The following is a 15,831-nucleotide window of genomic DNA, read 5'->3' on the forward strand; positions in this document are numbered from 1 at the left end:
GCGAGATGATAGGGCAAATCAGGGTCAGAGGATAACCCGATGCTCTTTCTGTCCAGTGATATCTGTGGTGATGGCGAAGGTTTTGCCTTCATCCGGACCGTCAAGCCCGACGGCGGCGGATGTGCAATAGAGTATGTTCCGATCCGGGCCACCAAATGCCGGGCAGGAGGTTTGCTGCGCAGGAAAGTCCAAGGCTTTTATGAAGCTGCCATCGGGTGCGTAACCGGCAACACGTGCAGCGCCCCATTGCGCGCTCCAGAGGTTGCCTTCGGTATCGACCACGGCGCCATCGGGGCGGAAATCTGTGCCTGTCAGGTCGATATGCAATTGGGGCTCGCCCTCGGACCAGCCGTCCGCATCGAGTGTTACGCGCATGATCTGATGAGTTGGCGTGTCGGTGAAATAGGCAGTCTTACCATCGGGGGCGAAACAGATCGCGTTGCTGATCGTGATGGGGGCGAAAAGCTGGCGCAGTTCGCCCTTGTAGTAGCGATAGATCGCCCCCGCACCATCCTCCGCGTTGATCCCCATCGTCCCGATCCAAAAACCACCCTGTGGATCGGCGCGCCCGTCATTGGAGCGGGTGACTTTGTTGTCGGCCTCAAGCGGGCAGAGTGCGTCATGCTCGCCCGTGGTGATATCAAACCGATGCAGCGCCCGGGCCGAGGCAATCAGCAGCGTGTCGCGGTCCACCCAGCCAGCCGCACTGATATAGGTGTCAAATTGCCAGTGCTGGCCCTTGGTGTGCAGTCGGTTGCCGAGGATATCGAACCAGAACAACTGCTCCCGCTCCGGATGCCAGAGCGGGCCTTCGCCAAGCTTGCATTGGGTATCGTCAAAGATCATCGGGCGGCCTCGTCATAGGCGGCGACCATGTCCTTGGCGCGCGCGGTGACCTCAGCCACTGACAGGCCCGGTTTGTAAAGGGCAGAACCGATGCCGAAACCATCCGCGCTCGCCGCCATCCATTGGGCGAAATTATCTGCGCCCGCGCCGCCCACGGCATAAACTTGGGTGCCGGGCGGCAGCACCGCGCGGATCGCCTTGATCCCATCTGGCCCCAACAGGCTGGCGGGGAAGATTTTCAGCCCGTCCGCACCCCATTTGAGCGCCTCAAAACACTCGGTTGGGGTCATAACACCCGGCCAGCTTTGCATGCCTGCGGTCTTGGTGGCGACAATCACGCGCTGGTCGCAATTGGGCGACACGATCAGCTTACCACCCATCTGCGCGACGCGGCCGACATCGTCGGTTGTCAGCACCGTGCCCGCGCCGATCAGGGCATCGTCGCCATGGGCCTCGGCCATCGCCTTGATGCTGTCAAACGGATCGGGCGAGTTTAGCGGCACCTCAATCTTCGTGATGCCCGCGTCGATTAGGGCGGCGGCCATGGGCGCTGCCTCATCCGGTGTGATCCCGCGCAGAATGGCGATCAGGGGGCGTGACATGATTTATCCTTTCAGGCGGCGATAGGCGGCGGTCAGACCGGCGATGGTGATCGCGTCACCCTTGGCCTGAGTGGCAGGGGCGGATTGCGCGGCAAGCGCATCGACATAGAGCTTGGTCAGTTTGCTGGCGCCAACAACCGCGATCTGCTGGCCCAGCCAATAGGGTTTGGCGGCGGCGAGTTCGGCGCCGATCAAGAGGCCTGACAGGCGCGCGCGAGCGGCTGCGCCGGACAGATCGTTCAATAACTCCTCGGCCCGCAGCGAGAACAGCCGGGCGGCGAGCCGTTCGGGCCGCGACATCGCGTCTTCGACCCCGGTCAGAAAGGCCGCATCGTCCCAGCCATCGGCACCAAATGAGTGGCGGAGAACCGTGTAAGCGCTGAGCGTAGCGAAAAGCTCACCCGTCATGAAGGTCTGAAAGCTCACCACCTCATCGGCGCTGACATGCACCCATTTGGTATGGGTGCCGGGCAGGCAGATCACGCCGTCCCAATTTTTATTCAGCGCCAGAAAGCCCGCGATCTGCGTTTCTTCGCCGCGCATCACATCGGCCGGGTCGGTCTGCTTAATCCCCGGGATGACATGGACCTGCAGATCGGGGTTCTGCACCGGGGCGCGGACGAGGCCATCGGGCAAGGCAGGGCAGGGGACGCTTGCATAAGGCGCCTCCACCCAGCCCTGACGCGATCCGACCATGCCGCAGGCGACAATTGTGGTTGGGCCATTGATCCAGTCGCCTATTGTACGCAGCAACTCCGGTTCGAATTCATCGCGGGCCAACGCGCCCATACCCTTGTCCGACCGTGCCTCGGCCAGAACCGTGCCAGAGGCGGACATGGCCCAGGCCCGCATATTCGACGTACCCCAGTCAACGGCGATCCAGTGTGGTGTCACGTTACTCATCCCGCATGCACCACGCCGGCATCAACAACCATGACCTGGCCGGTCATCATGGCCGAGGCGTCTGAGGCCAAAAAGAGTGTGGGGCCGACCATATGGCCGGGTTGTATATGTTCCTTGAGGCATTGTTTCTCGATGAATTCTGCTTTGGCTTCGGGCGTCGCCCACATGGTTTCTTGCTTTTCAGTCATCACCCAGCCGGGCGCGATGGCGTTCACACGCAAACCGTGCGCGCCCCATTCGCGGGCAAGTGCGCGGGTCATCCCAACGATTGCGGCTTTTGCGGTCACATAGGGCACCATGCCTGCCGCGCCCATCATATAGGTGATGGAGGCGTAGTTGATCATCGCGCCTTTGGGTGCCATCAGGCCTGCCGCCTTTTGGCAAGCAAAGAACTGCGCCTTGAGGTTTACCGCCTGCGATGCGTCCCAGATGTCAGGTGTGATGGCATCCGCCTCATAGCGCATGTCGTTGGCTGCATTGTTGATCAGCGCCTTGAACGGACCGTGGGTAGCATGCGCCTGTTCCATCGCGGCGTGAAGTGCTTCGGTATCGGTGACGTCGCACTTGATAAAGAGCGGGGCATGGGCGCTAGTTGCGGCAAGTGTGTCGACCAGCGCGCTGGCGTCACAGAAATCGACAAACGCCACCTTCGCCCCCTGTGCCAGAAACCCTGCGAGAAGTGCCGCACCAATCCCGCTGCCGCCGCCGGTGAGAAAGATTGAGGCACCGTCAAGATCAGGATAGATCGCCGTCATAGACGCTCCCCCTCAATCACCCACATCCGTTCGGGGAACGACCAGGGCAAGGTCACGCCGTGGCGCATCAGATACGTGCCCGAGACCTCAATCGCGCGCTCTTTCAGGATCGGATTGCCGCGCGACAAGGCCGGGGCGCTGTCGCGGTTGATGAGGCGGATAAGGTAGGTCGCATCGGGGCTGAGTGCTGTCAGGCGCAAGGGGCGGGGCGAGATCTGGGCGCTGGTCGCCGCCTTGCCTGCGAAGACGACAAATCGGTCCTGTTCGAAGGCCAGATGCTGTTCGGCCATCACCGCTGGGTCAGCGCTGTCAAGCCGTAGGATATCCGCGCGCTGCAGCCAGTGGCGGTGATGTTTCCACCAACTGGTCACCTCTTTGAGCACGGCCGCCTCATGATCGGTCAACTCACGCGGGTCCATCTCAAAACCCATATGGCGCTGGGCGGCGACCCAGGCCCGGAACGCAATATCGAGCGTGCGACCAGACGTATGGCAGACACGCGGGCCGACATGGCTGCCCGTAACAGATAGGGGCAGGAACAAAGCGGCATCATGCTGAATGCGCAGCCGTTCGAGCGCGTCGTTGCTGTCCGAGAGCCAAACGCGCTGGGTGCGCTCGAGAATCCCAAAGTCGATACGTCCGCCGCCAGAGGCGCAGCTTTCAATCTCCACATGCGGGAAGTCGGCGCGCAGCCGGTCGATCAGGGTATATGAGCCACGTGTCTGGGCGGCATCCGGCATCGGCAGCACGCGGTTATGATCCCATTTGATATAGTCGATATGGTGGTCACGCAGGATCGTTGACATGCGCTCATAGAGAAAGTCCCGCACTGCCGGCACCGCCATATTGAGCGCTTTTTGCTGGCGGCCCAGTGTCTGATCTTCGGACCCCAGCGCCCAATCGGGATGGGCGCGATGAATGTCGCTGTCTTCGTTGATCATCTCAGGCTCGAACCAGAGCCCGAATGTCATGCCCAGCCCATGCACGTGGTCGATCAGCGGATGCAGCCCGTCGGGGTATTTGCGGGCGTCGACCGTCCAGTCGGACAGGCTGCGCGTATCGTCGTCCCGGTTGCCGAACCAGCCGTCATCCAGCACGAAACGTTCGGCCCCCAGCGCTGCCGCCCGGTTGGCGATGTCTGTGAGGACGGGGAGCTTGTGGTCGAAATAGACGGCCTCCCAGCAATTGTAGTGGACCGGACGTGGGGCATCAGGTTTTGGCCAAGTCACGACTCGATCACGCAGATGCCGCTGGAAGGCAACGGCGCAGCCATTCAGGCCCGTGTCGGAATAGGTGATGTAAAGCGGTGCGGTCTTGAACTCTGTCGCGGCTTCCGTCTCCATCCGCGCGGCATGGCCCCATTGGATCTGGCGACGGCCATCCTGCAGCTCTTCGGCGATCATCTTGTGCCCGCCGGACCAGCCATAGTGAAAGGCATAGGCCTCGCCTTCGGTATTCGTCGCCCCGCGACACGGCACGATCAGGCCGGGGAAATGCTCATGCCCAGTGCGCCCCGTCCGGTTTTCGCGATACCGCATGCCGGGCGCCCAGGCGGTGCGCGAGAGTTGAAACTCACCACACCAGCGGCCCGACACATCGATCATCTCATCCGATTGCTGCGGGCCGGGCAAAACCGGGGCGGCGAGCCAGTGCAGATGCACGGGCCGTGTGGCGCGCAGCGTGGTGTGGCAGGTGATGACATGGGTCTGCGGGTCAGAGGCAAAGTGGAAGACAAGCGTCAAACCATTGACGCTGTCGGCATAGGTCAGTTCCAGGGTGCCGTTCTGCTGGACCGTCTCAAAACAGAATTTTGGCAGAAGCGGCGTGCCATCAGTATCGCGCACGATCAGGCCGGGCTGGCCCGGAAAACTGCGCGTCGCTTCGGGGCACAATGATAGGTCAGGATTTTCGTCCAGCATGCCGCCGGTCACATCGATGATTGCCGCGGCGTGCAGTGTCTCAAGGTCTTCCTCTTCCGGCAGGCGGGCGCCCCAATAGACGACCTGCGGCAAGCGGTCATTGGTGGATGTCAGCACTAGCGTCTGGCGCCCGTCATCGACCCGCCAGACATTTTGCGCCATGTGCGCCTTTGCGCCCTTTGCCGCCACGGGCAGATCAGAGGAAACGGGATCGGCCCCGGCACCGCTGCGCGCGACAATATCCGTTGTCATTTCGGTAACGCTCCGAAAAGTGAGTTACTTGACCGCGCCGAGTGTCAGACCGGCGATGAAGTGTTTCTGCATCAAAAAGAACATGAGCACTGGCGGCAGGGCAGCCACGATTGAGCCCGCACTCATCAGATGATAGGCCGCCCGGAACTGGGAATTGAACTCGGTGATGCCCGCTGTGACGGGCTGCGCATCTGGCCCTTGCGTGAGCACAACGGCCCAGAAATAGTCGTTCCAGATGAAGGTGAAGATGAGCACGGCCAATGCGGCCAGCGCCGGTTTCATCAGCGGCAAGACGACATAGAGGAAGATGCGCCATTCGGCCACGCCCTCGACCCGCGCCGCCTCGATCAGGGGGAACGGCAATGCCCGGATGAAGTTGCGCATGAAAAGCGTGCAGAACCCGGTCTGGAATGCGATGTGAAACAGGACCAGCCCCAGCTTGGTGTCGTAAAGGTTCAGGTTCACCGTCAGGTCACGGACTGGCACCATTAGGATCTGGAAAGGCACGAAGTTACCGGCGATGAAGATGAAAAAGATCAGAAGGTTGCCCTTGAACTTATAAACCCCCAACGCGAACCCCGCCATGCAGGACAAGGCCACCGCGCCAATCACCGTCGGCACTGTGATCAGCAGGGAGTTCCACAAGTAGCGCGGCATGTTCGATTCAAAGAACACCTTGCCGTAGTTGTTCAGCGCCTCGAAGCTGCTGGGGATGCCCCAGTAATTGCCGTTGACGAAATCGGCCTCCGGCTTGATTGAGAAATTCGCGACCGCAATTAGAGGTAACAGCCAGATGATCAAGGCCAGTGGAAGAAACGCCTGATAGGTGATCTGTGCGGACCGGGGCCGTTTTTCGATGGGTGTCGGAAACATCAGCGTGCCCCCTTCTCATCCTGGTACATCGACCAGAGGAAATAGGCGATAAAGCCTAGCATGATAAAGAAGAGGACCACGGCAATGGCCGCCCCGTATCCCATGCGGAAGCCGAACTCGGAGAGCGATTCCTCGAACATGTAGAATGACAGCACCCGGGTTGAACCGAAGGGGCCGCCATTGGTCATCACGCTGATCAGATCGAATGAGCGCAGGGCGCCGATGATCGTGACGACAAAGGCGATGAACGTGGCGGGTTTGAGTTGCGGCAGGATTACGTACCACAGCATTTTCCAGCCCTTTGCGCCATCAAGACGCGCAGCTTCGACCTGTTCGGGGTCCACGGCGTTGAGGCCTGTGAGGTAGAGGATCATGCAATAGGCCGTCTGCGGCCAGAGACCTGCCGCGATGATCCCGTAAGTGGCCAGTGTCGGATCGCCAAGAATGTTGATCGGACCCGCACCGAAGATTCCGAGAATCGCGTTCAGAAGCCCCTCGCGCGGCAGGTAGAACCAGCTGAAAACAAGGCCGACGACAACCTGGCTGATCACAAAGGGAAAGAAGAAAAGCGACTTATAGACCCTGATCCCGCGGACCGTCTGATTGAGAAAGAGCGCGATGAAAAGGCCCGCCGGGATCGCCAGAAGGTAGAGCACCAGCCATTTCAGGTTGTTCCAGAACGAGGTTTCGAATTTGCGGTCCATGTTCTGGTCGCCCCAGCCCAGAAGCCGTTCATAGTTCGCGGTACCAACCCATGTCTTCTCGCCCAGGCCGTCCCATTGATGGAATGAAATCCAGAAAGACTGGCCAATCGGAATGATGACGTAAACCGCAAAGAACAGCATCGCAGGCAGCAGGAACAGCCACGGCGTGACCGCAATCTCATTGCGTTTGTACCAACTGCGCGAAGGTGCAAGCTCAGTGTCGGGGACGGCCGTACTTGTCATGGTCCTGCCTCTCTGACGGGGTCAACACATGCGAAAAGCCGATGGGCCTTGCGGATGTGTTGGGGGTGGTGGGTTGCACCCACCCTACGTCAGGGTGGGTGCGGCGGGATGGGTGAACTCACCCTTCCTGCAATTATTGATAGATGCGCTGACGTGTCTCTTCGAGACGGGCCAGAATGTCATCCAAGTTGTCCGGGAACACCATGAATTCCTGCAGACCTTCCATGCCAACCGATGCCATCTCGGCCGAGAAGTCGCGGTCGAAGAACTGCATGATGCCGCCGCCCGCATTCGTCGAGAGCATCTCAAAGCCTTCGGCCAGGAATTTGTCATCATCGATGGAGGCGTTGGCGTTCACGGGCAACTGACCAAGCGCGTCACCGCCATTGATCGCTGTCTGCACTTCGGCAGAGGTCACATACCGCAGGAATTCCTTTGCGGCATCCATGTTCTGTGCACCGGATGCGATGTGGAATGTGTCGGTTGGCGCATCTTCGGCATAGTCCACGTCAGGGTTGATGACGGGGAACTGGTAGAAGTCCAGTTGATCGTCGGTCAGGCCACCGTCACGGAATGCCGCGACCGAGAAGTTGCCCATCAGGTAGGCCGCCGCTTCACCATTGACCATAAAGGGCAGGGCCTCCTGCCAGCTATAGGTCTGGTGATCGTCGATGAAGGCACCCATATCGATCAGCTCGCGCCAATTGGCGAAGGTCTGGCGGACACGGTCATCGGTCCACGCGATTTCACCGCGGGCCAGTGCGATGTGGAAATCATAGCCGTTGGTGCGGCTGTTGATGTAGTCAAACCAGCCACCAGCGGTCCAAAGGAACTTGGTGCCGATCGTGTAGCACTTGATGCCGTTATCGAGCAGCGTCTGACAATTAGCCTTTTCCTCTTCCCATGTGGAAGGTTCTTCCAGACCGAATTGCTCAAAGATGTCTTTGCGGTAGTAAACGCCCCACTGGTAGTAGGTATAGGGGACACCCCACTGCGCGCCGTCAAGCGTCATTGCGCCTTTGGTCGAGGCAAGTGCTTCGAAAGCGGGTTCTTCCCAGAGGTCAGAGACATCGGCAAAAAGGCCAGCATCCACGTAGGGACGCATCCGGTTGGCGGCATACCAGTTCACCACATCTGGTGGGTTGGCGCCAAGCGCGTTGCGGATCTGTGTCTTCCACGCTTCGCGGTCAACGATGGTCAAGTTGACCTCAAGATTGGGGTGCAATGCGTCAAAATCCGACGCCAGACCTTCCATCACGGCTCGCGGCGCGGGGTTCGACATGTCAGAGATGATGTTCAGTTCGCCGGACAGGCTGTGCCCGTCAGCCATTGCTGCAGACGAAGCGATGCCAGCCGCAACAAACGCCGCAAGCGACGTTTTCAAAGTGGAATGCATGGTGTCCTCCCAGTATGCTTCCGTATCGTTACTGGTTCCATTATTTGAAACTCAGTTTTGGATGTTGATACTAAACAGCGACTCGGCTAGCCTTGTCAACAGCCGAGGGCAGCGTGGGTAAGGAGGCTCGCGCCTGAATCCAACCGGCATGTGGGAGGAAATATGGGACGTGTGACCGGTGACGGCACGGTCGGCAAGGCGCTTGAAGTCCTGGATCAGGTGGCCGCTTTTGGCCGACCTGTGAAATTCAGCGAGCTTCTGGCGGGGTCTGCCTTTCCCAAACCCACACTCTACCGGTTTGTGCAGACGCTCACCAATCAGCAGATGCTATCCTACGATCCTGAACGGCAGACATATGCGCCCGGTGTGCGGCTTGTGCGGCTGGCCCATGCGGCGTGGGAGCAATCGACGCTCGCGCCATTGGCACGCCCGCATATTGATGCGCTGAGCAGGGCGGTGGGCGAAACCGTGCATCTGGCGCAGCTGGATCACGCACAGGTTCTTTATATCGACAAGCGCAATGCCGGAAATCCGGTGCAGATGTACAGTCAGGCCGGCAAGGTCGGGCCAGCCTATTGTACGGGCGTTGGCAAGGTCATGCTGGCCTTTTCAGATGCGTCGCTTGTCGACACGATTATCGAACAGCAATCCTTTCACGTTTTCACGCCACACACCTTGTCCACACCGGATGCGCTGCGCGACGAATTGCAAAAGATCAAAGCCAATGGATACGGCTTTGATCGCGAAGAGCATGAGCCGGGGATCATCTGCGTGGCAGTGCCGATCCTGACCGAAAGCGGACGTGTGCTAGGCGCGCTTTCGGTGACGAGCACCACAAGCCGCACAAACCTTGCCGGTCTGGAAGGCTACGTACCGATCCTGCAGGACACCGCCGAAAAAATCGCACGGGACGCCCGGAACTGGAGCTTTCCCGATTACGACACGAAAGAAACAACAAGGACTTGATTGCCATGACGGGTGTTACGCTGAACAAAGTGATCAAACGCTACGGCGATGTGCAGGTCATCCACGGGATTGACCTGGATATTCAGGATGGCGAATTCTGCGTCTTTGTCGGACCATCGGGTTGCGGCAAATCCACACTGCTGCGGATGGTGGCGGGGCTGGAGGAGACCACCGAAGGCCAGATGCATATCGGCACACGGGATGTCACGCGCATGGACCCGGCCGAGCGTGGCGTGGCGATGGTGTTTCAAACCTACGCGCTTTATCCCCACATGACCGTTCGCGACAATATGGGGTTCGGGCTGAAGATGAACGGCCACCCCAAGTCCGAGATCGACACCAAAGTGGCCGAGGCGACGCGTATCCTGAAGCTGGAACAATATCTGGACCGCAAACCATCCGCCCTATCAGGCGGGCAGCGCCAGCGTGTGTCGATTGGGCGTGCCATCGTGCGCGGGCCGGAGGTCTTCTTGTTCGACGAACCGCTGTCGAACCTTGATGCCGAGCTTCGGGTCGAAATGCGGGTGGAAATCGCGCGCCTGCACAAGGAGATTGGTGCCACGATGATCTACGTCACCCACGATCAGGTCGAGGCGATGACGCTCGCTGACAAGATCGTGGTGCTGCGGGCAGGCAACATCGAACAGGTGGGCGCGCCAATGGATCTCTACCGTGATCCGGACAACAAGTTTGTGGCAGGCTTCATCGGATCACCGGCGATGAACTTTGTCAGCGGTGCCGTGAAGGATGGCCGCGTGGACGCGCCTGGACTAGGCGCACAATTCGACGGGCTTGTGAGCACGGCCTATGAAGGAAAGGCGCTGAGCGTTGGCGCGCGGCCAGAACATCTGAGCATCGACCCGGCGGGGGACACGCATAAGGTCGAACTGACCGAAAGCCTGGGCGGTGTGTCCTTTGCCTATCTGACCAGCCCGACGGGTGAACGCATCGTGGTCGAGGAACGCGGCGATGAGCGGTCCGTCGAAGGGGCGCAGGTTGGCGTCAAAATCGACGCCAACCGCATTTACCTTTTCGATGCAGAGACCGAGCAACGGATCAGATCGTAGCCCAAGAGTTTTTAGAGACTCTTGGCAAAAGTCTTTGAAGATTTTTGGCGTCGCGCTTTTTTTGACGGCGGCTCTATCGTTTTCCGTAGTAGAGGCCAACAACATGTTCGGCTTCTGCAAAAAAGAGCCAGCGTAGCGCGAGTACACCGAGGATATGGCTGAGCACTGCAAGAGCGGCACCCAGATGGCCGGATGTGATGAGCAGGACGATCACCGGTACGCCAAATCCCAGGATCAACGACAGCACGCGCAATTGCTGCGCGTGTTTGCGGCCCACCTCATGGATGAATTCACGCATCAGGTAGTTGGTGCCGGTATGCGGCGGCTCAAACGCGCGGACTTTCCCGATCTTACCGAGCCCCGTTGCCGTTGACATATCGGTGCCCGCTTCAGCGAACCTTGTGTCACCCGAATACCAAGCAAAGAACTGCAGACCTGCACCGATCAACAAGAGCATGCCAGCCGTTGTGATCTGCCCGCGCAACAGCGCCCCACCGCCAAGCGCCAAAACCAGAAAAAGCGCTGGCGTCGTCCAGTGGCGCCACCGGGGCACGGTTTTCAGTTGCGCGTAGATCATGGATGTCGTGAAGACCGTCAGCAGCGCAAAGATCGCGCCGATTACGCCAAAGAGGTGCCAGCGCGCACCGAAAAACACAAGCCCCAGCCCGTAGATGCCCATCAGAACAAGGGCGACAACGGCGCAAATAGCTTCGCGGCTGAGCCAGCTCGTTTGCCATTGACTGAATGCCTTGATCGCCCGTTCCGGGTGGCCCAGGTGAAACGTTGACGCAAGAAGTCCGCCAACGGCAAAGACATATGCGAGGGCGAACCAGATGAAGGCGGCAAAGCCCGTTGGTGCGCTAAGACCGATGCCAAGCCAGAACAAAAGGCCAAATCCAAGGCCTGAAAACGTCGTGAAAATGATAACGCTTGGGGCGGGATGCATTACTTGGCACCTCCGGGAAGGGCCGAAAGGGCCTTGTCCAGCCAATGGGCGAAACCCGCGCCGTCTTGGGCGACCGGCTCAAGATAAGGGGCCAGCACGTCAAATTCCGGCATTTCGTCTTTGGGCCGTGGCGGCAGGTATTTGTTGACGGGCTTAGTGCCTTGCTCTGGCATCAGATCAAAGCCGCTACGCTCAGCAACGAGTTTGGAGACGTCACTCTCCGCATCTCCGAGATCTCCGAAATGTCGTGCTCCGGCGGGGCAGGTGCGCACGCAGGCGGGCTGCCGGTCCTCCTCGGGCAGGTTTTCGTTATAGATACGGTCTACGCAAAGCGTGCATTTCTTCATCACGCCTTCCTTGGCATCCAACTCACGTGCACCATAAGGACAGGCCCAGGCGCAGAGGCCGCAGCCGATGCAGTCGGTTTCGTTGACCAGAACGATGCCATCCTCGGAGCGCTTGTAGCTGGCTCCAGTGGGGCAGACGGTCACGCATGGGGCATCTTCGCAGTGCAGGCATGACTTCGGGAAGTGGATCAGTTGGGCCGCGCCATTCTCAGGCTGCACTTCGTAGGAATGCACACGGTTGAGGAAAGTACCCGACGGGTTCGCGCCGTAGGGTTCTTGGTCCGAAAGCGGTGCGCCGTAGTTTTCGGTGTTCCACCCTTTGCAGGACACCACACAGGCATGGCAGCCGACACATGTATCAAGATCAATGACAAGCCCAAGCTTCTTTTCTGATGGCGGCGGGAGTTGGGTCATGACGTGGCCCTTTCGATTTGAGCTGGCGCGTGCTGGCCAATCGGTTGTCTGTTTTCAGCGTCCCAGGTCGCGGCGAACCAGATGAAACTGCCAAGCGTCAGGGTGACGAAGGCTGCGATGATCAGGAGGACCTGGCGATTGGTCATTTTGCCGGCTCTCCATCGCCACGCAGGGCAATGGCCGTCGCGGCAGCGATCAGGCCTATGCCTGAGATGATGCTGAGCCATTTTTGGAAGGTCGATCCCAGTGCCGCCACCAAACGCGCCGCGCTCGCCCCCATGGCCAGCAGGATGAGGCCGTCAATGACAAGGTAAGTCAGGCCAAGCACAAAGACCTGCCCGGCGACAGGCATCGATGTGTCGATGAATTGCGGGAATAGCGCGGCAAAGAAAACAACGGCATAGGGGTTCGCGGCGGAGGTCATGAAACCGCGCCTGAGTAGCGCGCGCCCCGTTGGTGTGGGGCGTCGTCCGGCGGGGCGTGATGCGTCGCGGATCATGCCAACGCCCATCCAGATCAGATAGGCGACCCCGGCCCACTTGATGACTGAAAACGCGTCCGCCGAAAGCGCAATGACGCTGGCCAGACCAAAACCAGCGATGATGATCTGGATCGCATTGGCGCTCAGATCGCCCACCATGATGGGCAGCGCCTTCTTCAGCCCATGCTGCATCGATCCACCAATGAACAGTAACTGACTTGGACCCGGCGGATGCGCAAAGAACAAAAGGACCGTGCCAAGATAGATCAGATATGTCTCAAAGCTCATGTGCCGACTTTCCAGTCCAGGCCGCTGGGGCCCTTGCCAACAGGTGATTTGATGGCTGGCATCGCCGGTTGCGCCTCGTTCGATACGGCCGATTTTTCGATCTTCACTCGCAGGTCGAACCAGGCTGCCTGACCGGTGACCGGATCGGAATTTGCCCAGCGCAGCCCGTCGCCTTTCTCGGGCAGGAGTTCGTGGATCAGGTGGTTGAGCAGGAACCCTTTCGTGGCCTCTGGCGCGTTCTCATCCAGCGCCCATGCCCCTTTGCGTTTGCCGATCGCGTTCCATGTCCAGACCGTGTTTTCATTCAGGCTCGCCTGATGGGCAACGGGCACGACGATGCTGCCATGGGCGGAAGAGACTTTGGCCCAGTCGCCATCTTTGAATCCGTTCGCCTCCCAGATCTTTGTTGGCACGTAGAGCGGGTTATGTCCGTGGATCTGCCGGAGCCATGCATTCTGGGTGCCCCATGAATGATACATCGCCATGGGGCGCTGCGTCAGGGCGTGGATCGGGTATTCCTCCGGATCGACATGCCCGTCCTCAAAGGGTGGATACCACATTGGCAGCGGGTCCATCGTGGTCTTCAGACGCTCGCGCAGATGCTCTGGCGGTTGGCGCTCGCCGACCCCTTCGGCGGCGGCCTGGAACTTGCGCAAGGGTTCCACATAAAGCTGGAAGATGTAGGGCTGCACAACATCATAGAACCCCATCTTGACCGCCCAATCCTGATAGGCAGCGTTGAAGGGTTTGTAATAGGCAGCCTCATCCGGGACATGCTCCATCCAGAAGCCGCCGTTTTCGATATAGCGGTCGATCTGGTTGGGGTTCACTTCGCCGCGGCCGTGGTCGTCACCATTGCCGCGGAAGCCCGCGAGAGGTCCAACGCCGGGGCGGCGGATGTGGTTGGTGATGTATTCGGCGTAGTCCTTGTATTTCGCCGAGCCATCGTCATTCACGAAACCCGGCATGCCCAGACGCGCGCCCAAATCACACAGGACCGATTGGAAACCACGCACATCCCGGTCAGGCTCCACCACGGGCCAGCGGATCGCATCTGCGACCGCATCGCCCTCGCAAATCGGACGGTCGAGGAGTGAGATGCAATCGTGCCGCTCTAGATATGTCGTGTCAGGCAGGATCAGGTCGGCATAGGCCACCATCTCGGACGAATAGGCGTCGGAATAGATGATATGCGGGATGACGTAATCGCCGTTCTCATCCTTGTCTGTCAGCATCTTATGGACGCCACCGACATTCATCGACGAGTTCCAAGACATATTGGCCATATACATGAAGAGTGTGTCGATTTTGTACGGCACACCCGCATGGGCGTTCGAGATCACCATATGCATCAGCCCGTGGGCCGACATCGGGTTTTCCCAGCTATAGGCCTTGTCGATGCGCTTGGGCGTGCCGTCATCCTCCAAGAGCAGGTCTTCGGTGCCGTGCGTATATCCCAGATGCGGGCCGTCGAGTGGCGCGCCCGGCGTCACTTTGCCATGTGGCTTGGGGTGGGCTGTCGCGGGCTTGGGGTAGGGCGGTTTGAACCGCATGCCACCGGGTACTTCGACCGAGCCCAGGATGATCTGCAGCGTGTGCAGCGCGCGGCAGGTCTGGAAGCCGTTCGAATGGGCCGAGATGCCGCGCATGGCGTGGAATGACACGGGCCGACCGACCATCTTGTCGTGCTTCTTGCCGCGGAAATCGGTCCAGGGTTGGTCGATTTCAATGGCCTCATCAAAGGCGACGCGGGCCAGGTCAGCCGCAATCGCGCGAATGCGCTGGGCGGGGATGCCGCAGCTTTCGGCAACAGCCTCGGGGGCATATTCGTCCGACAGATAGCGGTCGGCCATCAGGTGAAAGACCGGGCGATGCGTCACACCGGCGGCGCGATAGGTGGCGGCGAGGTCCGGCTCGACCCCCTCACCATTCCATGGTGCCAGTTGCCCAGTGCGACGGTCAATCACCTGCGGTTGACCCTCCGCATCGCGCAGGAAGAGGCCGTATTGCGGAGAGTTCTCATCTTCGTCGATCAGCACCGACGCATTGGTGAATCGCGCAAGATAATCCAGATCGACCTTGCCCGCCTTTACGAGGCAATGGATGAGGGCGAGGATGAACTGCCCGTCCGTTCCTGGCGTGATGCCAACCCAATCATCGGCAACCGCGTTGTAGCCGGTGCGGATCGGATTGACCCCGATCATCCGCGCCCCGCGCGCTTTCAGACGGCCAATGCCCATCTTGATCGGGTTGCTGTCATGGTCCTCGGCCACGCCGAACAGCATGAAGAGCTTCGTGCGCTCCCAATCAGGCTGGCCGAACTCCCAGAAGGCCCCACCCATCGTGTAGATGCCAGCCGCCGCCATGTTGACCGAACAGAACCCGCCATGAGCCGCGAAATTCGGCGTGCCATAGGCCTGCGCCCAGAAGCCCGTGAAGGACTGCGACTGATCGCGACCGGTGAAGAAGGCCAGCTTCTCCGGGTGCTTGTCGCGAATTGGCTTTAGCCAATCAACGGCCTGACCTAACGCCTCGTCCCACGAAATCTCTTCAAACTCGCCCGATCCGCGTGGCCCCACACGCCGCAAGGGCGCGCGCAGCCGCGAGGGCGCGTTGTGTTGCATGATCCCCGCTGAACCCTTCGCGCATAGCACACCCTTGTTCACCGGATGATCGCGATTGCCCTCGATATAGGCGACCTTGCCATCCTTCATATGCACATTGATCCCGCACCGGCAGGCGCACATGTAACAGGTCGTCTTGCGCACCTCGTCCGAGACCTTGGGCGAGGTATCAAGCGGTGGCTGATCAAGTGACATGGGCGAACCT

General features: G+C 59.8%; 15 protein-coding genes. 2 read left to right on the forward strand and 13 right to left on the reverse strand.

Annotated elements, in window-relative coordinates:
* Positions 1 to 24: 24 nt before the first annotated feature.
* The 8 genes from SLH49_RS05520 to SLH49_RS05555 all read right to left on the reverse strand — a co-directional run bounded on the left by SLH49_RS05520 (position 25) and on the right by SLH49_RS05555 (position 8,493).
* Positions 25 to 846: an SMP-30/gluconolactonase/LRE family protein gene (locus tag SLH49_RS05520; protein ID WP_320268147.1), complete on the reverse strand. Its 822-nt coding sequence runs from the start codon at positions 844 to 846 to the stop codon at positions 25 to 27.
* Positions 843 to 1,448, reverse strand: coding sequence for a 2-dehydro-3-deoxy-6-phosphogalactonate aldolase (locus tag SLH49_RS05525; RefSeq protein ID WP_320268148.1), 606 nt, complete (start codon positions 1,446 to 1,448; stop codon positions 843 to 845). Before SLH49_RS05525 ends, SLH49_RS05520 begins: the two co-directional genes overlap by 4 nt.
* A gap of 3 nt (positions 1,449 to 1,451) precedes the next feature.
* Positions 1,452 to 2,351, reverse strand: coding sequence for a 2-dehydro-3-deoxygalactonokinase (locus SLH49_RS05530; RefSeq protein ID WP_320268149.1), 900 nt, complete (start codon positions 2,349 to 2,351; stop codon positions 1,452 to 1,454).
* The gene (locus tag SLH49_RS05535) at positions 2,348 to 3,106 is read right to left on the reverse strand and encodes an SDR family oxidoreductase (protein WP_320268150.1); all 759 of its coding nucleotides are present in this window, start codon (positions 3,104 to 3,106) and stop codon (positions 2,348 to 2,350) included. Before SLH49_RS05535 ends, SLH49_RS05530 begins: the two co-directional genes overlap by 4 nt.
* On the reverse strand, positions 3,103 to 5,187 hold the full coding sequence (locus tag SLH49_RS05540) for an alpha-galactosidase (protein WP_320268521.1): 2,085 nt from the start codon (positions 5,185 to 5,187) through the stop codon (positions 3,103 to 3,105). Before SLH49_RS05540 ends, SLH49_RS05535 begins: the two co-directional genes overlap by 4 nt.
* A gap of 114 nt (positions 5,188 to 5,301) precedes the next feature.
* On the reverse strand, positions 5,302 to 6,150 hold the full coding sequence (locus SLH49_RS05545; protein ID WP_320240721.1) for a carbohydrate ABC transporter permease: 849 nt from the start codon (positions 6,148 to 6,150) through the stop codon (positions 5,302 to 5,304).
* Positions 6,150 to 7,097, reverse strand: a complete 948-nt coding sequence (locus SLH49_RS05550; RefSeq protein ID WP_320268151.1) for a sugar ABC transporter permease — start codon at positions 7,095 to 7,097, stop codon at positions 6,150 to 6,152. Before SLH49_RS05550 ends, SLH49_RS05545 begins: the two co-directional genes overlap by 1 nt.
* A 133-nt stretch (positions 7,098 to 7,230) precedes the next feature.
* Positions 7,231 to 8,493 (reverse strand): ABC transporter substrate-binding protein, encoded by a 1,263-nt coding sequence (locus SLH49_RS05555; RefSeq protein ID WP_320268152.1) that lies wholly within the window; start codon positions 8,491 to 8,493, stop codon positions 7,231 to 7,233.
* Positions 8,494 to 8,655: 162 nt separating this feature from the next.
* On the opposite strand from SLH49_RS05555, the gene SLH49_RS05560 reads away from it, so the two are divergent.
* Positions 8,656 to 9,459: an IclR family transcriptional regulator gene (locus SLH49_RS05560; RefSeq protein WP_320268153.1), complete on the forward strand. Its 804-nt coding sequence runs from the start codon at positions 8,656 to 8,658 to the stop codon at positions 9,457 to 9,459.
* Between the two features lie 5 nt (positions 9,460 to 9,464).
* Positions 9,465 to 10,526 (forward strand): sn-glycerol-3-phosphate ABC transporter ATP-binding protein UgpC, encoded by a 1,062-nt coding sequence (locus tag SLH49_RS05565; protein WP_320268154.1) that lies wholly within the window; start codon positions 9,465 to 9,467, stop codon positions 10,524 to 10,526.
* A gap of 73 nt (positions 10,527 to 10,599) precedes the next feature.
* Here SLH49_RS05565 and SLH49_RS05570 read toward each other — a convergent pair whose 3' ends face one another.
* Genes SLH49_RS05570 through SLH49_RS05590 form a run of 5 tightly spaced genes read right to left on the reverse strand, consistent with a single transcriptional unit; the run spans position 10,600 to position 15,821 of the window.
* Positions 10,600 to 11,472 (reverse strand): dimethyl sulfoxide reductase anchor subunit family protein, encoded by an 873-nt coding sequence (locus tag SLH49_RS05570; protein WP_320268155.1) that lies wholly within the window; start codon positions 11,470 to 11,472, stop codon positions 10,600 to 10,602.
* Positions 11,472 to 12,233, reverse strand: a complete 762-nt coding sequence (locus SLH49_RS05575) for a 4Fe-4S dicluster domain-containing protein (RefSeq protein WP_320268156.1) — start codon at positions 12,231 to 12,233, stop codon at positions 11,472 to 11,474. Before SLH49_RS05575 ends, SLH49_RS05570 begins: the two co-directional genes overlap by 1 nt.
* Positions 12,230 to 12,379 (reverse strand): hypothetical protein, encoded by a 150-nt coding sequence (locus SLH49_RS05580; RefSeq protein ID WP_320268157.1) that lies wholly within the window; start codon positions 12,377 to 12,379, stop codon positions 12,230 to 12,232. Before SLH49_RS05580 ends, SLH49_RS05575 begins: the two co-directional genes overlap by 4 nt.
* Entirely contained in the window at positions 12,376 to 13,002 is a 627-nt protein-coding gene (locus SLH49_RS05585) for a LysE family translocator (protein ID WP_320268158.1), read from the reverse strand. Before SLH49_RS05585 ends, SLH49_RS05580 begins: the two co-directional genes overlap by 4 nt.
* A complete protein-coding gene (locus tag SLH49_RS05590; protein WP_320268159.1) occupies positions 12,999 to 15,821 on the reverse strand; it encodes a molybdopterin oxidoreductase family protein in 2,823 nt (940 codons plus the stop codon). Before SLH49_RS05590 ends, SLH49_RS05585 begins: the two co-directional genes overlap by 4 nt.
* Positions 15,822 to 15,831: the final 10 nt, after the last annotated feature.

The organism is Cognatiyoonia sp. IB215446, from assembly GCF_033963825.1.
Taxonomy (GTDB): Bacteria; Pseudomonadota; Alphaproteobacteria; order Rhodobacterales; family Rhodobacteraceae; genus Yoonia.

Coding starts and splice junctions, on each gene's coding strand:
- SLH49_RS05520 (WP_320268147.1), bottom strand. CDS start 846: ATGATCTTTGACGATACCCAATGCAAGCTTGGCGAAGGCCCGCTCTGG.
- SLH49_RS05525 (WP_320268148.1), bottom strand. CDS start 1,448: ATGTCACGCCCCCTGATCGCCATTCTGCGCGGGATCACACCGGATGAG.
- SLH49_RS05530 (WP_320268149.1), bottom strand. CDS start 2,351: ATGAGTAACGTGACACCACACTGGATCGCCGTTGACTGGGGTACGTCG.
- SLH49_RS05535 (WP_320268150.1), bottom strand. CDS start 3,106: ATGACGGCGATCTATCCTGATCTTGACGGTGCCTCAATCTTTCTCACC.
- SLH49_RS05540 (WP_320268521.1), bottom strand. CDS start 5,187: ATGGCGCAAAATGTCTGGCGGGTCGATGACGGGCGCCAGACGCTAGTG.
- SLH49_RS05545 (WP_320240721.1), bottom strand. CDS start 6,150: ATGTTTCCGACACCCATCGAAAAACGGCCCCGGTCCGCACAGATCACC.
- SLH49_RS05550 (WP_320268151.1), bottom strand. CDS start 7,097: ATGACAAGTACGGCCGTCCCCGACACTGAGCTTGCACCTTCGCGCAGT.
- SLH49_RS05555 (WP_320268152.1), bottom strand. CDS start 8,493: ATGCATTCCACTTTGAAAACGTCGCTTGCGGCGTTTGTTGCGGCTGGC.
- SLH49_RS05560 (WP_320268153.1), top strand. CDS start 8,656: ATGGGACGTGTGACCGGTGACGGCACGGTCGGCAAGGCGCTTGAAGTC.
- SLH49_RS05565 (WP_320268154.1), top strand. CDS start 9,465: ATGACGGGTGTTACGCTGAACAAAGTGATCAAACGCTACGGCGATGTG.
- SLH49_RS05570 (WP_320268155.1), bottom strand. CDS start 11,472: ATGCATCCCGCCCCAAGCGTTATCATTTTCACGACGTTTTCAGGCCTT.
- SLH49_RS05575 (WP_320268156.1), bottom strand. CDS start 12,233: ATGACCCAACTCCCGCCGCCATCAGAAAAGAAGCTTGGGCTTGTCATT.
- SLH49_RS05580 (WP_320268157.1), bottom strand. CDS start 12,379: ATGACCAATCGCCAGGTCCTCCTGATCATCGCAGCCTTCGTCACCCTG.
- SLH49_RS05585 (WP_320268158.1), bottom strand. CDS start 13,002: ATGAGCTTTGAGACATATCTGATCTATCTTGGCACGGTCCTTTTGTTC.
- SLH49_RS05590 (WP_320268159.1), bottom strand. CDS start 15,821: ATGTCACTTGATCAGCCACCGCTTGATACCTCGCCCAAGGTCTCGGAC.